Genomic DNA, 21,101 nt, shown 5'->3' with positions numbered 1-21,101 from the left:
CGACGGTGTGGTCAACTGGCGGGCCGGGCCGCCGGGCGCGGGCCGATCCCGGCCTGCCGCAGGATGCCGGGCACGCCGTGCTCGTAGCCGAGCGCCATCAGGTGCACCCCGGCGACGCCGGGGATCTCGGCCAGCCGCCGCACGTTCTCCGCGCACAGCCGGACGCCCTCCTCCTGCACCCGGTCCCCCGGCACCCCGCGCAGCCTGCGCACCACCTCGTCGGGGACGCGCACGCCCGGCACTCCGGTGCGCATGAACTCCAGGGCGCGCAGCGACCTGATCGGCCCGACGCCGGCGATCACCTTGCAGCGTTCGGTGACGCCGAGGTCGCGCAGCCCGGCCATCCAGCGTTCGAAGACGCCGAAGTCGAACACGTACTGGGTCTGGACGAACTCCGCCCCCGCCGCGACCTTCTTGGCCAGCCGCCGGACCCGGTAGTCCAGCGGCGGCGCGAACGGATTCTCCACGGTGCCGATCAGCCAGCCCGGCCGCACCGAGACGGCCGCACCGGACATCAGCCGGCCCTCGTCCCGGAGCGTGCGGGCCGCCCACACCAGCTGCACCCCGTCCAGGTCGAAGACCGGCTTGGCCTGCGGATGGTCGCCGAACCGGGGATGGTCCCCGGTGAGCAGCAGCACGTTGGGAATGCCGAGCGCCCCGGCGGCCAGCAGGTCGGACTGCAACGCCATCCGGTTACGGTCCCGGCAGGTCAGCTGCATCACCGGTTCCACCCCGGCGCGCTGCGCGATCAGGCTCCCCCCCAGGCTGGACATCCGCACCTGAGCCCCCTGGTTGTCGGTGACGTTCACGGCGTCCACCCACCCCCGCAACACACCCGCCTTCCGCACGACCGCCTCCGGGTCGGCCCCCCGAGGCGGCCCGACCTCGGCCGTGACCACGAACCGCCCGGCGTCCAGCGCCCCGCGCAGCCCCGCGCAGCCGCCGGGGACGAGAACGGGCTCGTTCATCGCACCCCCGGCTCCGTCCTCGGGTGCAGCGCCGGGCGCGCCCGGCCGTCGCCCGCGCCGGTCCACAGCTCGTCGTCGCGGCCCCGCCAGTAGTTCACCCAGGAGCTGCGGCCCCACTCACGGTGGTCCACGGGCCGCTGCAACAGATCCATGTCGCCGCCGTGCCCGGCGGCCTCGGCCCGTTCGAAGGCGGTCACCCACACGCACTTGAGCCTCGGGTAGACCTCGCACATGCCGTCCGCCGCGACCCCGCCGCAGGGCCCGTTGCGCAGCTGCTTCGGGCAGTTCATCGGGCAGGTGTAACCGGTGGCGGGCAACGCGCACTGACCGCACATGCGGCAGCCGTACAGCCGTTCCTTGCCGGCCCGCTCGACCCTGGTGAACCATCGGTAGAGCCTGGGACGACGCTCGACGGCGCCCCCGAGCCCGCGGTAGAGGAAGTTGGCCGCCAGCAGATGATGCAGCGCGTAGCTGAGCCGGGCCCCGATGCCGGGCTCCACCGGCATCGGCCACCCTCCGCCACCCGCCACCTTCGTATCGGCTCTCACGGTCGGCCTCCTCCAGCGATCCCGGATGCGGCGCCGTCCCCCGCCGGCGCGAACCGGCACGGTCACCTACCGGTGACGCGGCCCCCTGACCTCCGGCATCTCCGACGCCGGCGACGTCACCGAGGTTGCCACCCACCTCCGCGAACGTCATGAGGCCCGCACACCACACGGAAGACCCAATAGTTGTCCCGGGCCACAACCGCCGAACCGCACGACCCGGCGGCCGGGCCGATCCGGGCGAACGGAGACGACCGGCCCCCGCCTCGCCCGTGACCGTTCAGAGGATCGCCGGAAGAGTTCCTACCGATGGGTGCCGGGCTACGGTCCCGGAGGGTCCAGGTGGCGGGTGAGCGTCGTGCCCGCGATCACCGTGTAGCCGGATGTGGGCGGCCCAGGACGTATAGGCCCTGTGTGCTTCTCGCGCACAGCGTGCTTCCATCCGCGAGCCATGCGAGGCCGGTGATCTCCTCGGCGGTTCGGAGGGTCACCTCTCGTGAGCCGTCCCACAGTTTGATGAGCCTGTCCCGGCCGCCGGTGGCCAGCCAGGCACCGTCGGGTGAGATCGCCAGTGCGATCACCTCGTCCTGGTGAGGGGGCGGATGGGCGTGCTCGTGGCCGTCGGGATCCCAGATACGTACCAGGCCGCCCCGGCCGGCGGTGGCCAGCCAGGCGCCGTCCGGCGACAGCGCGATCTTGGCGCAGTTCCAGCTGTCCTCACCGCCGAACGCGGCGCGGCGATCACCATCGGCGTCCCACACCTGGACCTTTCCGTCGCCGCAGGCCGCCAGCCAGGCGCCGTCCGGGGCGACGACCAGCGTGCTGGTCCATTGGGGGTGGCAGTCGAGGTCGTCGCGAAGGGCGCCGCCGGCGTCCCAGATCCGGACCTGACCGTGGGCCGCGGTGGCGAACCACGTGCCGTCTGGAGCGATGGCCAAGGCGGACACGTCTCTGCTGTGGGCGGTGAGCGTGCCGCGCGGCTCGCCCGCGGCGGTCCACATCCGCACCTGCCCGCCGTTACCGGCGGTGGCGAGCCACGTGCCGTCCGGGGCGATGGTCAGGGCCCGCGCGCCGGAGCCGGTCAGCGTGGCGCGCGGCTCACCTTGAGCGCTCCACAAGCGGACGTCCTCTTCGTGGGCCGCGGTGGCGAACCAGGTGCCGTCCGGCGCGATCGCCAGCCCGGACACCGCTGCTGCGTGTGCGGCGGCTTCGGACCTTCGGCGCCCCCCGGCGTCCCAGACGCGTACGCGGCCCTGGTAGTCGCCGACGACGAACCATGGGCCGTCGGCGGCCGTGGCGAGCGCGGTCACCGGCCTGGTCTCGCGCACGGTCCGCACGTGAGTCGCGCCGTGCGTGTCCCAAATCCTGACGGCGCCGTTGTCGCGGCTCGCGCTGGCGAGGCGGCTGCTGTCGGGAGTGATCGCGAGATGGGTCACCGAGCCGGTGTGGCCGGTCAGCCTGGCACGCCGACGGCCGTCGCTCTCATGGACGAGCACTGTGCCGGACGCGTCCCCGCCGGCGAACCAGGTGCCGTCCGGCGCGACGGCCAGGGCAGTCACCCGGGCGTCGTGGGGGTCGACAGGAGTGCTCGGCACGTTACCCTCGCGGTCCTGGACCCTGATCTCGCCCGCGCCGCCGCCGGCCACGAGCCAGGACCCGTCCGGAGAGATCGCCAAGCTGTGGCATCCGCCGGGCAAATCGCGTCCGGCGGGGAACGGCCGCAGGTCCGTGCTCCAGGTGCGGACACCGCCGTGACCGTCGCCCACAGCGAACCAGGCACTGTCCGGGGAGATCGCCAGCGCGGTCACCTCACCGCCGTACGGGCCGAGGGTGCCTGTATGGACGCCATCGGCCCGTAGGACCTCGACGGCCCCTTTGCCGCCGGCGTGGACGGACGCCAGCCAGCTGCCGTCCGGCGAGATGGCCAGCGCCGAGACCCCGCCTCGTGAGGAGCCGGCGTGGCTGGTGAAGGTGGTCAGCAGGTTGCCTTCCCTGCTCCAGATGCGCAGGGTGTCCTCCTGGTCGCCGGTGACCAGCCACGTGCCGTCCGGGGCGATGGCGATCGCCGTCACCATGTCGGCGTGGCCGTCGAGGGTCGCGAAGTGCTCGCCCTCGGGCGTCCACAACCGGACGGCACCGATGGAGTGCTCCATCGCCATGGCGTCGAACCCGCTGCCGTCGCCCACGGCCAACCAGGTTCCGTCGGGGGCGACGGCCAGTGCGCTGACCCCGCCTCGGTGGCCGCCGAGCGTGACGTGCAGGTCGTCGCCGAGGTTCCAGACACGGACGACGCCGAGGGCGGCGCTGTAGTTGGCCGGCCATTTGGGGCCACCGCTCTCCCCCGTGGCCAGCCAAGCACCGCGGGGCTCTATGGCCAGCGCGGTCACCCCGGCCGTATGACCGGGCAGCAGGCGAAGCAGGTGCGGGGAGTCGTCCTCGGGGAGCGGCCAGCGGGCGGGCATGAACAGCAGGCCGGCCTCCTCGGCGTACCGGGTGACCGAGGCCTGCATGCCTTGGATCGCGCCGAGCCGGGTCAGCAGGTCGGAGGTGGAGGCCAGCAGGTGCCCGAAGCCGGAGATCAGGCGGACGATCCGCCGGGCGAGCGCCGACGGCGCGCGTTCGAGGTCGGCACGAGCGGCGGCCAGGCCGGACTCGGCCGCCCGCGGCACCAGCCAGCGCACATCGGTGACCAGGGCATCCAGTTCCTCCTCCAGGCCGGCCTCCCTGAGATGGAAGGCCAGGTTGTCTCGCAGGTACGGCGTGCCGGGCGGCAGGGTCCACCATCCCTCGGGGGCCAGGGCCCTGGCCTGGCCGACCAGCCGGAGATTGGCCGTCGCCAGGGCCGCCGGTCCCGATGCCGATCGCAGGTAGCCACGGACGACGTCGTGGATCGTCACCACGGCTACCGCGCCCTCCGCCCAGTGCAGGGCGAGCAGGGAAAGCTCATGGAGCCTCTCGCACAGGCGTTCCGCCTCCGCCGCGGGGCATCCCCACAGCAGGGCCACCACACCGGCCGGCACATCGGCGTCCTCCGGCAGGGCACCCAGGTCGTGGAATCGCTCGCACTCCTCGGCGGTGAGCCATTCCAGGCTGTATTGGATGGTCGCGCTCACCGCTCTCACGCGCTCGCCGGTCACGGTGACGTCGAACGTGGCAGGCCCGTCCGCCGTCAGAGCCCGGATGGCGCCCTCGGCCGCGGCGTTCACCTCGGCCCCGCGGGTCCGCTGTTCACGCAGCCGGGCGTTCACGATCGTCAGCAGCAGCGGCCACCGGCCGGTCACGCGCAGAAGGTCCCGCACCAGGTCAGCGCGCATTGCGGGAAGGTCGCGGGTGAGCAGGCGGGTGGCCGTCTCGGGGGACATCTCGTCGACCTCGACCTTGGTGCCGGCCACGACGGAGGGCCGCCGGGTCGTGACCAGGAGCTGCGCCTGGGCCGCAGCCGGCAGGAACGGGTCGAGCTGGGCGGCGTTCCAGACGTCGTCGACGACCAGCAGGACACGCCCGCGCCCGGCGAGGGACCCCGCAAGCCGGTGCCCGGCCTGCTCGGGATCGGCGAACTCGGGGCGGTCCCCGTCGAGGTGGGCCACGGCGTCGTTGATGAGGGAGGCGAGTTCGGCACCGACCCGGTCGCGACCGACCGTCACCCAGATGATCCCATCCTTGAACCACCGGCGGACGTCCCTGCGATGGCAGACCTCGACGGCGAGAGCGGTCTTGCCGAAGCCGCCCGCGCCGACGATGCCGGCGGTCAGCCCGACCGGCGCCGAGCGCCGCCGCAGCGCCTCCGCCACCGTGGCGAGCTCGGGGCGGTCGACCCATTCGGGGTCTCGCGACGGCACCCGGAACGACGCCCCGCGCGCCCGCCGGTCGACCAACCGGGGTAGTAGCAAGGTGAGGACCACGATGAGCAGGGCCGTCGCGGCGAGGCCGCCGATCCACGCGGGCCTGGAGGCGGTGACGCTCTCCGGGAGGTAGTCGCTCACGACGTTCACCGGCAGGCCGACCAGGATGCCGAGCACTACCAGCAGGGCCGCCACCAGGCCAGGGGCGAGCGTCTTACGGCGCGCCATGGATCACCTCGCGCTCACCCTAACGCGTTCACCTCAGGGTGTCGCCAAGTGCGACGAGCCGCCGCCCGGCTCGTGGGTGACGGTGCTGTCGTGCCGCGCGGCCGCCCGCCGGTCCGCCAGAAAGGGCAGGTTGACGCGGAATCGAGGCCGCCGGTTCGGTGCCGCGTACCCGTCGTGACTAGGCTCGGAGCCGAGGCCGGCCACGACCGCTTTCAGAACGGGGTGAAGAGATCGGTGACGGTGACGATCGTGTACGAAACCCACTCGATCACAACCGACAACGAGGCCGGGATCGCGACCGGCCATCTCCCCGGCGAGCTCTCCGCGCTAGGCCGGGAGCAGGCCGCCGAACTCGGCGCCCGGCGCCGCGGCGACGGCCTGGCCGCGGTCTTCACCTCGGACCTGCGCCGCTCCGTGCAGACCGCCGAGATCGCCTTCGCCGACTGCGACATCCCCCTCCGCCAGGACGCCCGCCTCCGCGAGTGCGACTACGGCGACCTCAACGGGATGCCGGTCGGACGCCTGGCCGGACAACGGGCCGCGCACATCTCCACCCCGTGGCCGGGCGGCCAGAGCTATCACGACGTGGTCGACCGGACCGCGGAGTTCCTGCGTGAGCTGGCCCGCGACTGGGACGGCGCCCGTGTACTGCTGATCGCGCACACAGCCAACCGATGGGCGCTGGACCACCTCCTGAAAGGCGTTCCCCTGGAGGACGTGGTCGACGCCCCCTTCACCTGGCAGGAGGGCTGGACCTACCTCCTCCCGGCCCGCTGGTGCCGCGACGCCCCCATCGTCACCGAGCGCCTCACCCTGGCCCCCCTGACGGTCGCCGACGCCGACGAGATGGCGGAGGTGCTGTCCGCGCCCGCCCTGTACACCTTCACCGGCGGCGCCCCGCCCACCCCGGACGCGCTGCGTGCCCGTTACGCCAAGCTCGCCGAGGGCTGGTCCCCCGACGCGCGGCAGGAATGGCGCAACTGGATCATCCGCCGTCGTGCCGACGACCGCGCCGTCGGCACCGTCCAGGCCACCATCGTCGAGGAGGACCGCCAGGCCGAGATCGCCTGGGTGATCGGCCTGCCCTGGCAACGTCAGGGATACGCCACCGAGGCGGCGCTGGCACTGACCGGCTGGCTCGACGACAGAGGCGTCCCCCGTATCCAGGCGCACATCCACCCCGCCCACCACGCCTCCATGGCCGTCGCCACCCGCATCGGCCTGACCCCCACCCACCACTTCGAGGACGGCGAACGCCGCTGGGAGCGCCCCGCCTCCTGAAAGCTCACGGCCGCACGGCCAGCACCCGGAAACTGATCCCCCGCGTCATCCGAGACACCGACTCGATCCGGAACCCTGCCTCCTCCAGATAAGGCCGCGGATCACGGGTGAGGTGATCGGCCTCGAACCGCACGAACAACGGCTCCACCAGCCGCATCCCCGCCCGGATGACCGGATTGCTGGACGGCCCGTGCTCCGCCAGCACGAACCGCCCCCCCGGCTTCAGCACCCGGAACGCCTCCCGCACCGCCGCCCCCGGATCCGGAATGGTGCACATCGTGAACGTCGACACCACAGTGTCCGCGACCCCGTCCCCCATCTGCAGCCGCTGAACATCCCCCTGCCACAACTCCACCCGCCCACCGAGCCCACCCCGCACCACCCGCCGCCGAGCCAGCTCCAACATCCGCTCCGACAACTCAACCCCGACCACCGTGACATCGGCCCCATACAACGGCAGATTCAGCCCCGTCCCCACCGCGATCTCCACGGTATGCCCCCGCGCCTGCCCCACCGCCCACTCCCGGCTCCCCGGAAACAGCCGCCGCTCCCAAACCTGCATCTGAGAGTCATACCGATCCGCCATCCGGTCGAACACGCGGCGCACATCAGCATCCGTGGTAGCCCGCATCGCCCACCCTCTCTACCCGAAAACCCCGCGAATCATCCCACCCCACCCCCCATCAGCAGATCCCCCTCAATGCCGATCCTCCCTCTCCCCCGCCAGGATCAGCGAACCACGGGAAGCCCTTCCTAGGCTCGGGACGCGAGCCGCACCCCCTGCCTGTCCCCGCCGTCGTCACGACGCAGCACGGTCAGCGCACCGGAGGCGCCTTCGGAGAGTTCGGCTCCTCGACAGCGGGTTCTCGACTTGTCAAACTTCGAAATCATGGACGTACCCTGGGACGTCATTCTTTCTTCCGTCGGAGCAGTAACCGCAACATTGCTGGGCGTGGCACTCGGCGGGCTGCTCTCAAATCGATCGCAAGATCGCCAATGGCGTCGAGATCGCCAGGCCGAGGCATGCAGACAACTCCTGCGTGCCTGCTCAGATGTGATGATGGCCCTGGCCAAGGAGCAACGGCGCCGCGGCCCCAGAGATCCGGACGAACATCTCGCCGATACGGTCGATTGGCACCCTTGGAATGAAGCTCTCACCCTGATCAATCTCGTCGCCGACAGACCGGTTGTAGACACCACTCATCGCATTGACGAACTACTGTGGCGGATCAGCCTCGACATCCGGCACAACCGTCTTCCTCCAGAAGAATGGCCTGAACGTCGACGAGCCATGGACGGCTTATGGCTTGACTTTCTCAACGCCGCCCGCCCTCACATAGGCGCCGGCGGCCAGCCCCTGCTCGCGGTCTCCGGGCGACTGCCGTCTCACGACCCTGCTTGGAACCGCCCATCCCAATCCTGACGGTTCGCAGGACTATGAACGGCCAAGCTGATGGTTGCCTGCCAGGACTAACGTGTCCGATCAGCACGGGGACGCAAGACACACTCGGTACAGGTCGAGCTGACCGGCTTGCCCTGAGCATTCAGGAGCCCGAGCTCTCGAGCACGCTCGCGCCGGCGTGAGATCCCCCGTCCTTGGTGCCACGGGATACCTTGTATGAGATTCCACCAGGTCATGCCGTCAGGGTCCTGATACTGCATAAGTCGCTCGGCCGACGTGCCGGCCAGCGACGAACACTCACTACGGTGGTGAAGAACATCCCCGGACCCTTGGCAATAGACCTCACCGTCTGACGGGACCAGACCGTAGGCGGCCCCCTCGATGTACTCCACTCTCACGATTTCGTTTTCAAAAGCGGACGTGACACCGCGGCCCCCGCCCGAACCATGGAGATCTATCTGCCCCGGTCTGGGCTGACAGAGCCCACATGTCTCCATCGCCATCTCATGGATACACTGCACAGCCACATATCCATGCTGGCACCCGACACCACCCCCCGCCACAGATTCCCTGTACGGGGTACGCGCCATACACCAACGAGCGCTGTCGCCTGCGTCGGCCCGCCATGGTGATCTTGTCGGCGTATCAAGCGACGGAGGTGCGACTTCCACTGACTCCCGGCAGGTGCATGATCCTTCGCTGACTGGCGCGCTCAGCGGACGGGGAGGCCGGTTACGGCGCGGCCGATGATGAGTCTTTGGATTTCGCTGGTGCCTTCGAAGATGGTGAAGATTTTGGCGTCGCGGTGCCAGCGTTCTACCGGGTGGTCTCGGGTGTAGCCGGCGCCGGCGAGGATTTGGATGGCCTGGTCGGTGGTCCAGACGGCGGTTTCGGCGGCTACCAGTTTGGACATGGAGCCTTCGGCTTGGGTGAAGGGGTGGGTGTTGCGGGCCATCCAGGCGGCTCGCCAGGTCATCAGGCGGGCTATGTCGACTTTTGTGGCCATGTCGGCCAGGAGGAAGGCTATTGCTTGGTTTTCGGCTATTTTGCGGCTGAATTGTTCTCGGGTGCGGGCGTAGTCTCTGGCGTATTCGAAGGCGGCTCGGGCTACGCCTACGGCCATGGCGGCTACGGTGGGGCGGGTGGTTTCGAAGGTGCGCATGGCTGTTTGCTCGCCGCTCTTGCCGCCTTCGCGGACTCGGGCCAGGCGGGTGTCCAGCTTTTCCTTGCCGCCCAGGAGGCAGGCGGCGGGGAGGCGGACGTCGTCCAGGACGACCTCGGCGGTGTGGGAGGCGCGGATGCCGTGTTTGCGGAACTTCTGGCCTTGGGACAGGCCTTTGGTGCCGGAGGGGACCACGAAGGTGGCCTGGCCTCGGGAGCGGAGGGAGGGGTCCACTGAGGCGACCACCACGTGGACGTCGGCTATGCCGCCGTTGGTGGCCCAGGTCTTGGTGCCGTTGAGGGTCCACTCGTTCTTGGCCTCGTCGTAGACGGCGCGGGTGCGGATGGCGCCCACGTCGGAGCCCGCGTCCGGTTCCGAGGCGCAGAAGGCGCCCAGTTTGACGTCGCCGGGGGTGCCGAACATCTGGGGGAGCCACTCGCCGAGCTGCTCGGGGGTGCCGCCGGCGGAGACGGCGGCGGCGGCCAGGCCGGTGCCGGCGATGGAGAGGCCGATGCCGGCGTCGCCCCAGAACAGCTCCTCGAAGGCGATGGGGATGCCGAGGCCGCTCGGCTCGAACCACTGCTGGGCGAAGAAGTCCAGGGAGTACAGGCCGATCTTGGCCGCCTCCTGGATGATCGGCCAGGGGGTCTCCTCGCGCTCGTCCCATTCGGCGCCGGCGGGGCGGATGACGGTGGCGGCGAACTCGTGTACCCAGTCGCGGACCTCGCGGAGTTCCTCGCTCGGCTCCAGGTTGAACCCGCCGGCTGTCTCGGCCATGTCGATTACCCCCCATATCGCGGTGCGCGACGACCTTATCGAACCCTACTGATGAGTAGCCATGGAAAAGGTGACCGGCGCGGCCACGAGGGCCGCGCCGGTCACCTTCATTCCCGCCGGGAGGCGGGGTGGATCAGTCCTCGTCGAACCAGAACCAGTGACCGTGGCCGCGTTCGCGGTAGGAAGCCTGGGTCTGGGTGTTGAGGCGGTCGTACTTGACCTTCTTGGCGGAGTCGGTGCGGCGGTCGTTGATCTTGATGACGTCGAAGCCGCGGTTGAAGTCGCTCGCGTAGATGTAGCCGTTGTAGTAGTAGGCGGACCAGAAGCCGCCGCTGCCCTCGGCGGCGGGGCCGCGCTCGAAGTAGCCGATCTCCTTCGGACGGGTGGCGTCGGTGAAGTCCCAGATGGAGGCGCCGCCCTGGTACCACGCCTGGACCATCATGTCGCGGCCCTGGACGGGGATGAGCGAGCCGTTGTGGGCGACACAGTTCTCGGTGTCGGCCTGGTAGCGCGGGATCTTGAAGTAGGACTTGAAGACGAACGTCCCGCGGGAGATGTCGTAGATGGCGTCGGCGCCGCGGTTGGGACCCACGGTCTCGTTGCACGTCGCCGCGCCGCCGCCGCCCAGCTCGTCGGTGAAGATGACCTTCTTGCCGTCGTTGCTGAACGTGGCGGAGTGCCAGAACGCGAAGTTCGGGTCGGTGACCCGCGCGGTCACCACCGGGTTCTCGGGGTTGCGGATGTCGAACAGGACGCCGTCGCCCATGCAGGCGCCGGCGGCCATGTTCCGCTCCGGGTACACGGTGATGTCGTGGCAGCCGGAGGTCGGGACCAGCAGGCCGGGCTGGGTCTCGTTACCGCCGTCGGGGAACACGACCGGGGTGGCCACGACGGCGGCGGACGCCGGGTCGCGCAGCGGCACCTTGACGATCGAGATCTTGTCGTGCGGCGGCAGGCAGTCCGGGAAGGCCGCCTGCGGGAGGTACGACGAGACGTACAGGTACACGTTGCCGCGCCGCTTGTCGGGCAGCAGCGTGTGGGTGTGCGAACCGCAGTTCGTCTCGACCGACTTGACGTAGCGCGGGTTGGCCTTGTCGCTCACGTCGAAGATGCGGATGCCCTCCCACGATTCCTTCACCGACGCGGGCTGGGCCGCGCTGCTGCAGGAGTCGTTGTTGCGGGAGGAGTCCACCGAGGCGAACAGCAGGTTGCCGTACACCGAGATGTCCATCTGCGAGCCAGGGCAGACGACAGAGCTGACGACCTTCGCCCGCTTGGGGTTCTTGATGTCGTAGATGGAGAAGCCGCCGTAGTTGCCGACATAGGCGTAGTCGCCCTGGAAGGCGATGTCGGTGTTGATGGTGGCCGCGATGCTCGCGGGCTTGGGGATGTTGGCCACGTGCTCGACGTTCGGGCTCATCACGATTTGATCGGTGCCCGGTATGTCCGCTGCCTGGGCCGGGGCCGTCGACAGCACGAGGGCCGCCGCCGAACCCACCAGGATGAGGAGGCGGCCAAGACGGCCGACTCTGGGGGGGATGGACAACACTCAGGTACCCTCCTTGGTACTAAGCGCCACAGGAGAACATAGCTGGGCAGATTTTCTCCCAAACCGAAACTGTTAGCCATAGTGCACTTTGTCAGCAAAACGTTCCGACATGACAGGTTCACCGACATACAGCCCATCAGTTAGGGTGCACCCGCACAGCAAGAGATCTTGAAGGAGGCCGGGTGCGCGCAGCGCTCGTCATCGTCATCGGTACGGCCACGCTCACCCTCGCAGGTTGCGCCAGTGCTCCCGAGACTCCGCAGGCGACCTCCACCGCCCCGGTCATCGCCCCAGGCAGGCCCGGGGAGCAGGCCAGGACGCTGAGCCCGGACGAGGCAGTCACCGCGGTGCCCAGCCCCACCGCGAACGCGGCGGACATACGATTCATCCAGGACATGATCGTCCACCACCGGCAGGCGCTGGACATGAGCGCCGCCGCGCCGACCCGGGCGTCCTCGGACGCGGTGAAGCGGCTCGCGGCGCGCATCGCCGACGTCCAGGGGCCCGAGATCAACGCGATGATCCGGTGGCTGCGGCAGCAGGAGCAGCGCGTGCCGGACCACCACGCGGCGCACGACGGCATGCCGGGCATGGCGACGCCCGAGCAGATGGCGCAGCTGCGGGCGGCCACCGGGGCGGACTTCGACCGCCTCTACGTCAAGCTCATGACCGCCCACCACATGGGCGCCATCACCATGGCGGCCGGCGAGCTGGAGAAGGGCTCCCACACCATCGCCATGGAGCTGGCCTCCGACATCTCGGTCACCCAGGCGGCCGAGATCAACCGGATGCGGCGCATCGAGATCACCGGGTGAGCCGGTAAGGGATTCGGTCGGACCGTAAGCCGGGCCGCGCCGCGTCAGGCGTCCGGCCGCCAGCGCGGGATCAGGGCGTGCACCAGGTACGCGGCGACCTCGGCGGGCGTGGTGCCCTTGCCGAATATCCGGTCCACGCCGAGGTCCGCCGGTGTCACGGTGTCGAAGCGCGGCCCGCCCGCCACCAGCAGGGGACGGCCGAGGCCGCCGCCGACGGCGGTGGGATACGCCTCGGCGAACGCGGCGGCCATCTGCTTGGTGTTGTGGATGTGCGCGGACCGCTGCGTGACGACCTGCGAGACCAGCACGACGTCTGCGTTCACCGCCTTGGCGTGCCCGGCCAGCGCCTCGACCTCCACCTGGGCGCCGAGGTTGTGCACGTCCATCTCGCGGTAGTACTCCAGGCCCTTCTCCCCCGCGAACCCCTTGACGTTGAGGATGGCGTCGATGCCGACGGTGTGCGCGTCGGTGCCGATGCAGGCGCCGACCACCACCAGCCTGCGCCCCAGCACCGTCCGGATGGCCTGGTTCACCTGGCTCGGGGTCAGCAGCGGGTACTCGCGGCCCTCGGGCACGTCGATGCCGGCGTAGTCGATGAGGTGGCGCACCCGGCCGTACACGATGAAGAAGGTGAACGCCGGGCCCATCGCCTTGGCGTGCACCACGCTGGCCGGTTCCAGGCCCATGCGCCCGGCGAGCTGCAGCGCCGCCGCCTCGGCGCGCGGGCCGTGCGGCACCGGGAGCGTGAAGGACATCTGCACCATGCCGTCGCCGGTGGTGTCGCCGTACGGCCGGATGATCTGCTGGACGGTCTCCTTCCCGGCCACGCCGCCCGGCAGCGGTGCCGTCATGACGTCTCCTCGGTGAGAAGCCCGGCCACGGGGTTGTGGTAGCCCTCGGCCCGGCGGACGACCCCGTCCAGCCCCTTGCCGCGGTCCGGCGGGCGGCGGGTGACGCCGAAGGTGCCCTCGGCGATGGCGGTGAGCAGGGAGCGGTCGCAGACGCGTTCCAGCAGGTCGACGGTCTCCGACAGCACGGTGCGGGCACGCTCGGCGACGAACCCGCCGGGGGCGGGCGCGAAGTCCTCGTGCAGCGCGCCCACGGCCCGGCGCACGTAGCGGACGTTCTCCAGGGCGAGGTCGCGGTCGGACAGCCACGGCGTGTGGATGCCCTCGGTCATCATGCCGACGAGCAGGATGGACTGCCCGGTGAGGACCCCGGCGAGGTTGAAGAAGGCGTCCAGCAGGTACCCGGCGAAGATGTTGCCGGTCATGTGCTTGGTCGGCGGCATGTACTTCAGCGGCGCGGCGGGGAACAGCTCGCGGATCAGCTGGGCGTGCGCCAGCTCCAGCCGGAACGAGTCGGGGACCAGCGGGTCGATCTCGAACGCGTGCCCCAGGCCGAGCTGGTGGTCCGCCAGCCCCGCCTCGTGGCCGAACCGCTCGTTGAGCAGCTGCGAGGCGACCACGGTGTGCGCGGCGTCCACGGCGTCGGCGGTGGTGAGGTAGTTGTCCTCGCCGGTGTTGATGACGATGCCCGCGCGGGCGTGCACCTGCCGGGAGAAGCGCTGGTCGACGAACGTGCGCACCGGGTTGATGTCGCGGAACACGATGCCGTACATGCAGTCGTTGAGCATCATGTCGAGCCGTTCCAGGCCGGCCAGCACGGCGATCTCCGGCATGCACAGGCCGCTGGCGTAGTTGGTCAGCCGCACGTACCTGCCGAGCTCGGCCGAGACGTCGTCCAGCGCGGCCCGCATCAGCCGGAAGTTCTCCTGCGTGGCGTACGTCCCGGCGTACCCCTGGCGGGTGGCGCCCTCGGGCACGTAGTCGAGCAGCGACTGCCCGGTGGACCTGATGACCGCGATGACGTCGGCGCCCTCGCGGGCGGCGGCCTGCGCCTGCGGGATGTCCTCGTGGATGTCCCCGGTCGCGACGATGAGGTAGATCCACGGCGGCTCCGGGTCGCCGTGCTTGGCGATGAGCCGGTCGCGTTCGGCCCGGTTGCCGTCGATCCTGGCGACGCCGCGCGCCACCGCCGCCCGGGACAGCTCCCTGGCCCGTGCGGCGTCCGTCCCGGTGGGCACGGTGAAGCGCGCGGCGGCCAGGGACATCGGGTCGTCCAGGCGGAGCCCCTGCGCGGCGAGCGCGTGGAAGACGGGCAGGGCGACGCCGTGTTCCAGGCCGGTCTGCTCGCGCACGGCGTCGGTGACGCGGTTGACCCACGGCGTGCCGTCGGCGTCGGCGCCGGCGACCCCGGCGAGGCGCAGCACGGCGCGCTCGACCGACACGGTGGTGTGGGTGCGCGCCAGCTCGATGACCGGCTCGGCGGCCCGCGCGGCCAGCGCGCGGGCCCTGGCGACGACGGCGGGGTCGAGCCCCAGCTTCACCGCGCCTCCTCGTTCAGGCGCCGCTCGAACAGCCTGCGCACGCCGGGGGTGGTGCGCAGCAGGTCCAGGGCCAGCTCGGCGTGGCCGGGCACGTAGCCGTTGCCGACCAGCATGGTGACGTCGGCGGCCAGGCCCTCGGCGCCGAGCGCGGCGGCGCTGAACGAGGTGGCCATGGAGAAGAACACCACGGTGCCGCCCTCGCGGGTCGACAGGATCGCACCGCCCTCGCAGCCGGGCACGTCCACGCAGACCACGGTGACGTCGGCCGGGCCGCCCGACCGGCGCACGGCGTCGGCGAGCGCCACGGGGTCGCGTGCGTCGGCCACCACGACCGCGTCGGCCAGCCCCGCCTCGGTCAGCGACGCGGCCTCGGCGGCGTCCGGGACCACCCCGATGAGGTGGGCGCCGCCGGCGACCCGGGCGGCGGCCAGCGACAGCGAGCCGCTCTTGCCCGCCGCGCCGAGCACGGCGACGACCGGCCGGACGGTGGAGCCGCCGTTCCAGGGGACGAACCCGCCGGCCCACGGTCCCTGCGCGCCGTGGCCGCGCACGACGCGGCGGGTGAGCGCCGGGGCGCCGCACACGTCCATCACGGCCAGGGCCAGCGGCACCGGCAGGTCGGGCGGCAGCACGGCGGCGACGGAGCGGGCGAACAGGATGGCGTGCCCGTCGGCGGGCACCTGCTCGGAGCGGCCGTCCCAGCGGGCCAGCCCGTCGGTGACGGCGAGCGGGGTCAGGGTGAGGGAGACCAGGGTGGCGACGCGGTCGCCGGGGCGCAGGCCGAGCGGCGAGCCCGGCGTGACCTCGTCGACGACGCCGACCAGCATGCCGCCGGAGCCGGTGACCGGGTTGTGCATCTTGCCGCGTTCGGCGATGGTGCGCAGCACCGCGGCGCGGACGGCGTCGCCGTCGCCGTCATGCGCCTGGCGCAGCTGGCGGAAGGAGGCGGCGTCGAGGTTCAGCCGTTCCACCCGCACCCGGGCCTCGCCCGGCCACAGGGCCGGGGACGGGTCCAGGCGGTGCGCGGCCTGGGGCAGCACGCCGGGCGGCTCGACCACGCGGTGCAGCCCCACGGGTGACGCGGGACGCCCGCCGTTCGGCGCCACCGTCATGAAACGGCAGGTGAGGCGGGGTGTACGGTCTCCGCGGTGAACGAGGTCCAGCCGCCCTCTGCGCGGAAAGTCGACTTTCGCATCGTTCACCATCCTTACGTGTTGTTTTCCTGACTGGTCAATCAGGCGACCATCTTGTCCCATGTGTCGTCGGACGGGCAATATCTCGGCCATGACGACGTCGACGCTGATCACGGTGGCCCCGACCGGGGCCGAGGTGGACAAGGCGGTGGCGCCCGGCCTTCCGGTCACCCTGGACGAGCTGGTCGCCTGCGCCACGTCCTGCGAGAGCGCCGGCGCCGCCGTCGTCCACGTGCACGTCCGGGACGCCGAGGCACGCCCCACGCTGGACCTCCGGCGGCTGAAGGAGACCGTGGCCGCGCTGCGGGCGGAGACGTCGCTGGTCGTGCAGCTGTCCACCGGCGGCTCGGTGAGCGACTCCTACGCCGACCGGCTGCGGGTACTGGAGGCGGGCCCGGACTCCTGCTCCCTGACCTGCGGGACGGTCAACTTCGGCGACGACGTCTTCCTGAACCCGTGGCCGTTCGTGTCCGAGCTGTACCAGGCGACCCAGCGCTGCGGCGTGGTCCCGGAGTTCGAGCTGTTCGACCTCGGCCACGTCGCGGCCCTGCACCGCTTACTGGACCTGCACGGCGCCCCCTACGGGGGCCGCGTCCACTGCGACCTGGTGATGGGCGTCCCCGGCGGCTTCCCCGGCGACCTCGCCACCCTGGCCACCGCCGTGGCGGCCCTCCCCTCCGGCGCCACCTGGTCCGCCACCGGCATCGGCCGCGCCACCCTGCCCGTCCTGTTCGCCACCCTCGCCGCCGGCGGCCACCTGCGCGTCGGCATGGAGGACACCGTCACCTACGCCAAGGGCCGTCCCGTCCGGGACAACGCGGAACTGGTGGAACGCGCCGCGCACGCCGCCACGCTCGCGCAGCGCCCCCCGATGGACGCCGTCGCGGCCCGCGCCTTCCTCGGGCTGCCCGCCGCCGGCTAGGGGTTCAGCGCGGTGAGGACGAAGGCGAGGATCTCGGCCTCGTAGGCGTGGCGGGCGTAGCGGCCGGTGGGGCCGCTGTGGGCGCCCTCGTCGACCTCCACGCGGAACAGGACGTCGGTGTCGGCGGTGGCGCGGAGGCGGGCGACCCATTTGGCGGGCTCGTGGACGAGGACGCGGGGGTCGTGGACGGCGCCGGTGACGAGGAGCGGGGGGCGGTCGCCGGGGGGCATGTTGTCGTAGGGGGAGTAGGACAGGAGCCAGTCGAAGTCGTCGCGGCGGCGGGGGTCGCCCCATTCCTCCCACTCGTTGACGGTCAGCGGGATGGAGTCGTCGAGCATGGTGGTGACGACGTCGACGAAGGGGACCTCGGCGACGACGGCGGACCACAGGTCGGGGCGCATGGTGTAGACGGCGGCCTGCAGGAGGCCGCCCGCGGAGCGGCCCCGGGTGGCGACGCCGGAGACGCGGCCCGCCTTGAGCCAGCCGGCGACGTCGATGTAGTCGTGGAAGGTGGTGAGCTTCCCGGCGTAGCGGCCCTGGAACCACCAGTCGCGGCCCATCTGGCCGCCGCCGCGGATGTGGGCCTCGGCGAAGACGACGCCGCGGTCCAGCAGCACCGACAGGGCGGTGTCGAAGGTCTGGTCGTCGGTGGCCTCGTAGGCGCCGTAGCCGTGCAGCAGGCAGGGGGCGGTGCCGTCCAGCGGGACGTCGGCGCGGCGGGCGACGGTCACCGGGATCAGGGTGCCGTCCCGGGCGGGGACCCAGTGCAGCTCGCTGACGTGGCGGGCGGGGTCGTGGCCGGGGACCTCGGCGGTCTTCAGCGGCAGGCGCTCACCGGTGTCCAGGTCGAGGGCCGACCAGCGGGTGGGCTCGGTGTAGGAACCGGTCTCGACGATGATCGTGGCGGTGTCGTAGACCTCGTTGCGCACCTGGGCGATCCGCCCGGCGGGCGTGCCGGGCCCCACCTCGTACGGCCGCCCGCCGTCCAGCGGGACGACCCGCAGCAGGGGCTCGCCGTCGCGGCGCAGGGTCAGCACGACGTGCCGGGAGAAGCAGTCGGCGGCGTGGACGCGCTCCCCCGGCCTGGGCTCGCCGAAGGGGGTCCACTCGCCGACGACGGGGGCTTCGCCGCCGTCCGGCGGGGTGAGGGAGGCGGTGACCACCCGGAACTCGGGGTGGGTGTCGTTGGTGACGACGACCAGGCGGCCGTGGGTCGCGTCGTGGTCGGCGCGGTACTCGCGGCCGGGGCGGCGGCCCGCGACGGAGTGGGCGGCGGTGCCGTCCACCAGCCAGACCTCGGTGGTGTCCCGGCTGGCGGAGGTGACGGTGATCAGCCCGGAGCGGGCGGCGCGCACGGTGAGCTCGAAGCGCCGGTCGTCCTCGCGCAGGACGGCGACGTCCTCGCCGGTGGCCAGGATGTGCGCGCGGACCTCGTACGGGCGGTACACCGGGTCGACGACCGTGTAGTAGAACGTGCCGGAGTCGGCCGACCACGCGCCGGTGTAGTAGGTGCCGGGTATCCGGGCGGGGAGGTCCTCGCCGGTGGCCAGGTCGCGGAAGCGGAGCTCGTAGACCTCGTCGCCGGTGGTGTCGACGGAATAGGCCAGGTAGCGGTCGCAGGGGCTGACCTCGCTGACACCGAGCTCGACGTAGCCGGTGGCGGCGGCCAGCGCGTCGAGATCCAGTACGGATATCGTCGTCGCTGCGGATTTATCATTCTTGTTACGGCAAATCACGCCGTATTCTCTTCCGGATTCCGTGCTGGTGTAGTAGACAAAAGCCCCACGGCGCCAGCTGACCGACCGCTCAGCTTCCGGCGTCCGGCCAGCCATTTCGCTGACGAGCTCCTGCCGGAGGTGCGCAGTATGGGCCATCCGCGCCTCGTAGTGACGCCGCTCGGCCACCAGGTGCCCGCGCACCGCCTCCGCGTCGCGCATCCAGTGGTAGTCATCGGCCCGCTCCACCCCGTGCAGGGAGTGGACGTGCGGGACCCGCGGCGCGACGGGGGGAGCAGTCATGGCAGGACGCTAGCACCGCGACTGAGCGGCCGGTCAAGAACGTCCGGCCCCTGAGAACCCGATCGACGTCCCCACCCGAGCCGTGTACTCCCCGATATCGCGCCCCCCGGAGGACGATATGTCGATATTTCGCCGCACAGGTGTGACACACGGGACACGTGCGACACGTGTGATCCGCGCGGCCCTGGCCCTGATCGCCTTCGTGGTGATGACCGGCGCCGCGGCCCTGCCCGCGAGCGCCCAGTCCCCCGGCCCGGCCGCCACGCCCGGCAAGAAGGTCTTCACCGTCGGCATCCTGTCCGACGTCGACTCGGCGAACCCCTTCACCGGCATCGTCGTCGAGGCGTACGAGATCTGGGGCATGGCGTACGACACGCTCACGGGCTACTCCGCCAAGGACTTCTCCCCCGTGCCCGCCCTCGCCGAGTCGTGGACCGAGGCCCCGGACAGGAAGAGCTGGACGTACAAGATCCGCTCCGGGGTGAAGTGGACCGACGGGAAGCCGCTGACCGCCGCGGACGCCGCCTACACCTTCAACCGGATCATCGACGGCGAGTACGAGCAGACCAACTTCGGCAGCTACGTCGTCAACATCACCAAGGCCGAGGCCCCGGACGACACCACGCTGATCCTGCACGTGAAGAACCCCACCCCGATCATGGCCCGTCTCGCCGTGCCGATCCTGCCCGAGCACATCTGGAAGGACATCGACCAGAAGGAGGTCAAGTCCTTCAGCAACGAGCCCGAGCCGGGCGCCGTCATCGTCGGCTCGGGGCCGTTCCAGCTGGCCGAGCGGAAGAAGGGCCAGTTCCTCCGGATGGTGGCGAACAAGTCCTACTGGCGCGGCGCCCCCAAGATCGACGAGGTGGTGTTCCGGGTCTTCACCAACGCCGACGCCGAGGCGCAGGCCCTCACCCGCGGCGAGATCGACTACGCGTACGACCTGCAGGCCAACGTCTACAACTCCCTGAAGAACAAGCCGGGCATCACCACCCGCGCCGCCGAGTACACCGGCTTCAACGAGGTCGCCTTCAACACCGGCGCGGCGCTGGCCGACGGCACGCCCATCGGCGACGGCAGCGAGGCGCTGAAGGACAAGCGGGTGCGTCTCGCCATCTCGCGCGCCATCGACCGCACCACCCTGGTGAACCGCGTGCTGGACGGCAACGGCGAGCCGGCCGACACGATCATCCCGCCGATCTACTCCCTGCTGAAGTACACGCCGCAGGCCCCGCAGGGCTTCGACCCCGCCGAGGCCGGGCGGCTGCTGGACGAGGCCGGGTACACCAAGGGCGCGGACGGCATGCGCGAGAAGGGCGGCAAGAAGCTGTCGCTGCGCCTGTTCACCCGGCAGGAGTCCAACGAGTCGCAGACCTCCGGCGAGTTCGTGAAGGGCTGGCTGAAGGACGTCGGCGTCGACGTGAAGCTGAAGGTGGTGTCGGAGGACGCCCTCACCGAGATCATCGGCCGGGGCGAGTTCGACATGTTCGAGTGGGGCTGGGTGGTCGAGCCCGACCCCGACTACCAGCTGTCGGTGATGACCTGCGGCAAGCGCAGCTACAAGGACGGCGACGCGATCTACGCGGACCTGTCCGACTCGTTCTACTGCAACCCCGAGTACGACAAGCTGTACCAGGCCCAGTCCGTGGAGACCGACGCCGCCGCCCGCGCCGGCATCGTCAAGCGCATGCAGCAGATGGTGTACGACGACGCGCCGTACGCGGTGACGTACTACTACCGGGACAACGTGGCCTACCGCAGCGACCGCTGGACCGGCTTCGTCGCCCAGCCCGACCCGGACGGCTCACTGCTCTTCCAGTACGGCACCTACTCCTACCTGAGCATCCAGCCGGTGACCGCCCCCGCCAAGCAGGGCGCGTCCGCCGCCGCGCAGGGCTCCGGCACGGGGCTGTACCTCGGGATCGGCGCCGCGGTGCTGGTGGCCGGCGCGGCGGCGATCCTGCTGACCCGCAGACGGCGCGCCGCGAGCGCGGACGAGCGGGAGTAGAC

Annotated in this window: 15 protein-coding genes; 5 read left to right on the top strand and 10 right to left on the bottom strand. The window is 71.0% G+C overall.

Annotated features, from left to right (window positions below; translation table 11 throughout):
* Positions 1-11: 11 nt before the first annotated feature.
* From ACFP1K_RS23295 to ACFP1K_RS23285, 3 genes are all read right to left on the bottom strand, one after another.
* Positions 12-968: a methylenetetrahydrofolate reductase gene (locus tag ACFP1K_RS23295; protein WP_380756799.1), complete on the bottom strand. Its 957-nt coding sequence runs from the start codon at positions 966-968 to the stop codon at positions 12-14.
* Positions 965-1,516, bottom strand: coding sequence for a methylenetetrahydrofolate reductase C-terminal domain-containing protein (locus tag ACFP1K_RS23290; protein ID WP_380756797.1), 552 nt, complete (start codon positions 1,514-1,516; stop codon positions 965-967). The genes ACFP1K_RS23295 and ACFP1K_RS23290 overlap by 4 nt, the downstream gene beginning before the upstream one ends.
* 365 nt (positions 1,517-1,881) lie before the next feature.
* Positions 1,882-5,583, bottom strand: coding sequence for an NB-ARC domain-containing protein (locus ACFP1K_RS23285; protein WP_380756795.1), 3,702 nt, complete (start codon positions 5,581-5,583; stop codon positions 1,882-1,884).
* Between the two features lie 174 nt (positions 5,584-5,757).
* Here ACFP1K_RS23285 and ACFP1K_RS23280 point away from each other — a divergent pair, with 174 nt between their 5' ends.
* Positions 5,758-6,864, top strand: coding sequence for a GNAT family N-acetyltransferase (locus tag ACFP1K_RS23280; protein WP_380756793.1), 1,107 nt, complete (start codon positions 5,758-5,760; stop codon positions 6,862-6,864).
* A gap of 4 nt (positions 6,865-6,868) precedes the next feature.
* On the opposite strand, the gene ACFP1K_RS23275 is transcribed toward ACFP1K_RS23280, so the two are convergent.
* Complete coding sequence (locus ACFP1K_RS23275) at positions 6,869-7,495, bottom strand: class I SAM-dependent methyltransferase (protein ID WP_380756791.1); 627 nt, start codon at positions 7,493-7,495, stop codon at positions 6,869-6,871.
* 258 nt (positions 7,496-7,753) lie between these two features.
* Between ACFP1K_RS23275 and ACFP1K_RS23270 the strand changes: the two genes are divergently transcribed.
* On the top strand, positions 7,754-8,287 hold the full coding sequence (locus tag ACFP1K_RS23270; RefSeq protein ID WP_380756789.1) for a hypothetical protein: 534 nt from the start codon (positions 7,754-7,756) through the stop codon (positions 8,285-8,287).
* 691 nt (positions 8,288-8,978) lie between these two features.
* On the opposite strand, the gene ACFP1K_RS23265 is transcribed toward ACFP1K_RS23270, so the two are convergent.
* Both ACFP1K_RS23265 and ACFP1K_RS23260 read right to left on the bottom strand, forming a co-directional pair.
* Complete coding sequence (locus tag ACFP1K_RS23265; RefSeq protein ID WP_380756787.1) at positions 8,979-10,205, bottom strand: acyl-CoA dehydrogenase family protein; 1,227 nt, start codon at positions 10,203-10,205, stop codon at positions 8,979-8,981.
* A 133-nt stretch (positions 10,206-10,338) separates the two neighbouring features.
* Entirely contained in the window at positions 10,339-11,751 is a 1,413-nt protein-coding gene (locus ACFP1K_RS23260; RefSeq protein ID WP_380756857.1) for an LVIVD repeat-containing protein, read from the bottom strand.
* Between the two features lie 185 nt (positions 11,752-11,936).
* Here ACFP1K_RS23260 and ACFP1K_RS23255 point away from each other — a divergent pair, with 185 nt between their 5' ends.
* On the top strand, positions 11,937-12,569 hold the full coding sequence (locus ACFP1K_RS23255) for a DUF305 domain-containing protein (protein WP_380756785.1): 633 nt from the start codon (positions 11,937-11,939) through the stop codon (positions 12,567-12,569).
* A gap of 44 nt (positions 12,570-12,613) precedes the next feature.
* Here ACFP1K_RS23255 and kamE read toward each other — a convergent pair whose 3' ends face one another.
* The 3 genes from kamE to kdd are packed head-to-tail and all read right to left on the bottom strand — an operon-like array spanning position 12,614 to position 16,070.
* Positions 12,614-13,420, bottom strand: coding sequence for a lysine 5,6-aminomutase subunit beta (gene kamE, locus ACFP1K_RS23250; protein WP_380756783.1), 807 nt, complete (start codon positions 13,418-13,420; stop codon positions 12,614-12,616).
* Positions 13,417-14,958 carry a lysine 5,6-aminomutase subunit alpha gene (gene kamD / locus ACFP1K_RS23245; RefSeq protein ID WP_380756782.1) on the bottom strand — a complete coding sequence of 514 codons (1,542 nt, stop codon included), beginning with the start codon at positions 14,956-14,958 and terminating at the stop codon, positions 13,417-13,419. The genes kamE and kamD overlap by 4 nt, the downstream gene beginning before the upstream one ends.
* Positions 14,955-16,070, bottom strand: a complete 1,116-nt coding sequence (gene kdd / locus ACFP1K_RS23240; protein WP_380756780.1) for an L-erythro-3,5-diaminohexanoate dehydrogenase — start codon at positions 16,068-16,070, stop codon at positions 14,955-14,957. The genes kamD and kdd overlap by 4 nt, the downstream gene beginning before the upstream one ends.
* A gap of 172 nt (positions 16,071-16,242) precedes the next feature.
* Here kdd and ACFP1K_RS23235 point away from each other — a divergent pair, with 172 nt between their 5' ends.
* Positions 16,243-17,073: a BKACE family enzyme gene (locus ACFP1K_RS23235; protein ID WP_380756778.1), complete on the top strand. Its 831-nt coding sequence runs from the start codon at positions 16,243-16,245 to the stop codon at positions 17,071-17,073.
* On the opposite strand, the gene ACFP1K_RS23230 is transcribed toward ACFP1K_RS23235, so the two are convergent.
* Positions 17,070-19,091, bottom strand: coding sequence for a S9 family peptidase (locus ACFP1K_RS23230; RefSeq protein ID WP_380756776.1), 2,022 nt, complete (start codon positions 19,089-19,091; stop codon positions 17,070-17,072). The genes ACFP1K_RS23235 and ACFP1K_RS23230 overlap by 4 nt on opposite strands.
* Positions 19,092-19,260: 169 nt before the next feature.
* Here ACFP1K_RS23230 and ACFP1K_RS23225 point away from each other — a divergent pair, with 169 nt between their 5' ends.
* A complete protein-coding gene (locus ACFP1K_RS23225; RefSeq protein WP_380756774.1) occupies positions 19,261-21,099 on the top strand; it encodes an ABC transporter substrate-binding protein in 1,839 nt (612 codons plus the stop codon).
* Positions 21,100-21,101: the final 2 nt, after the last annotated feature.

The sequence above is a fragment of the Sphaerisporangium aureirubrum genome, assembly GCF_042658925.1.
In the GTDB taxonomy this organism is placed as follows: domain Bacteria; phylum Actinomycetota; class Actinomycetes; order Streptosporangiales; family Streptosporangiaceae; genus Sphaerisporangium; species Sphaerisporangium aureirubrum.
The sequence above is the reverse complement of the archived record's forward strand: the minus strand, read 5'-3'. Positions and strand labels throughout refer to the sequence as shown.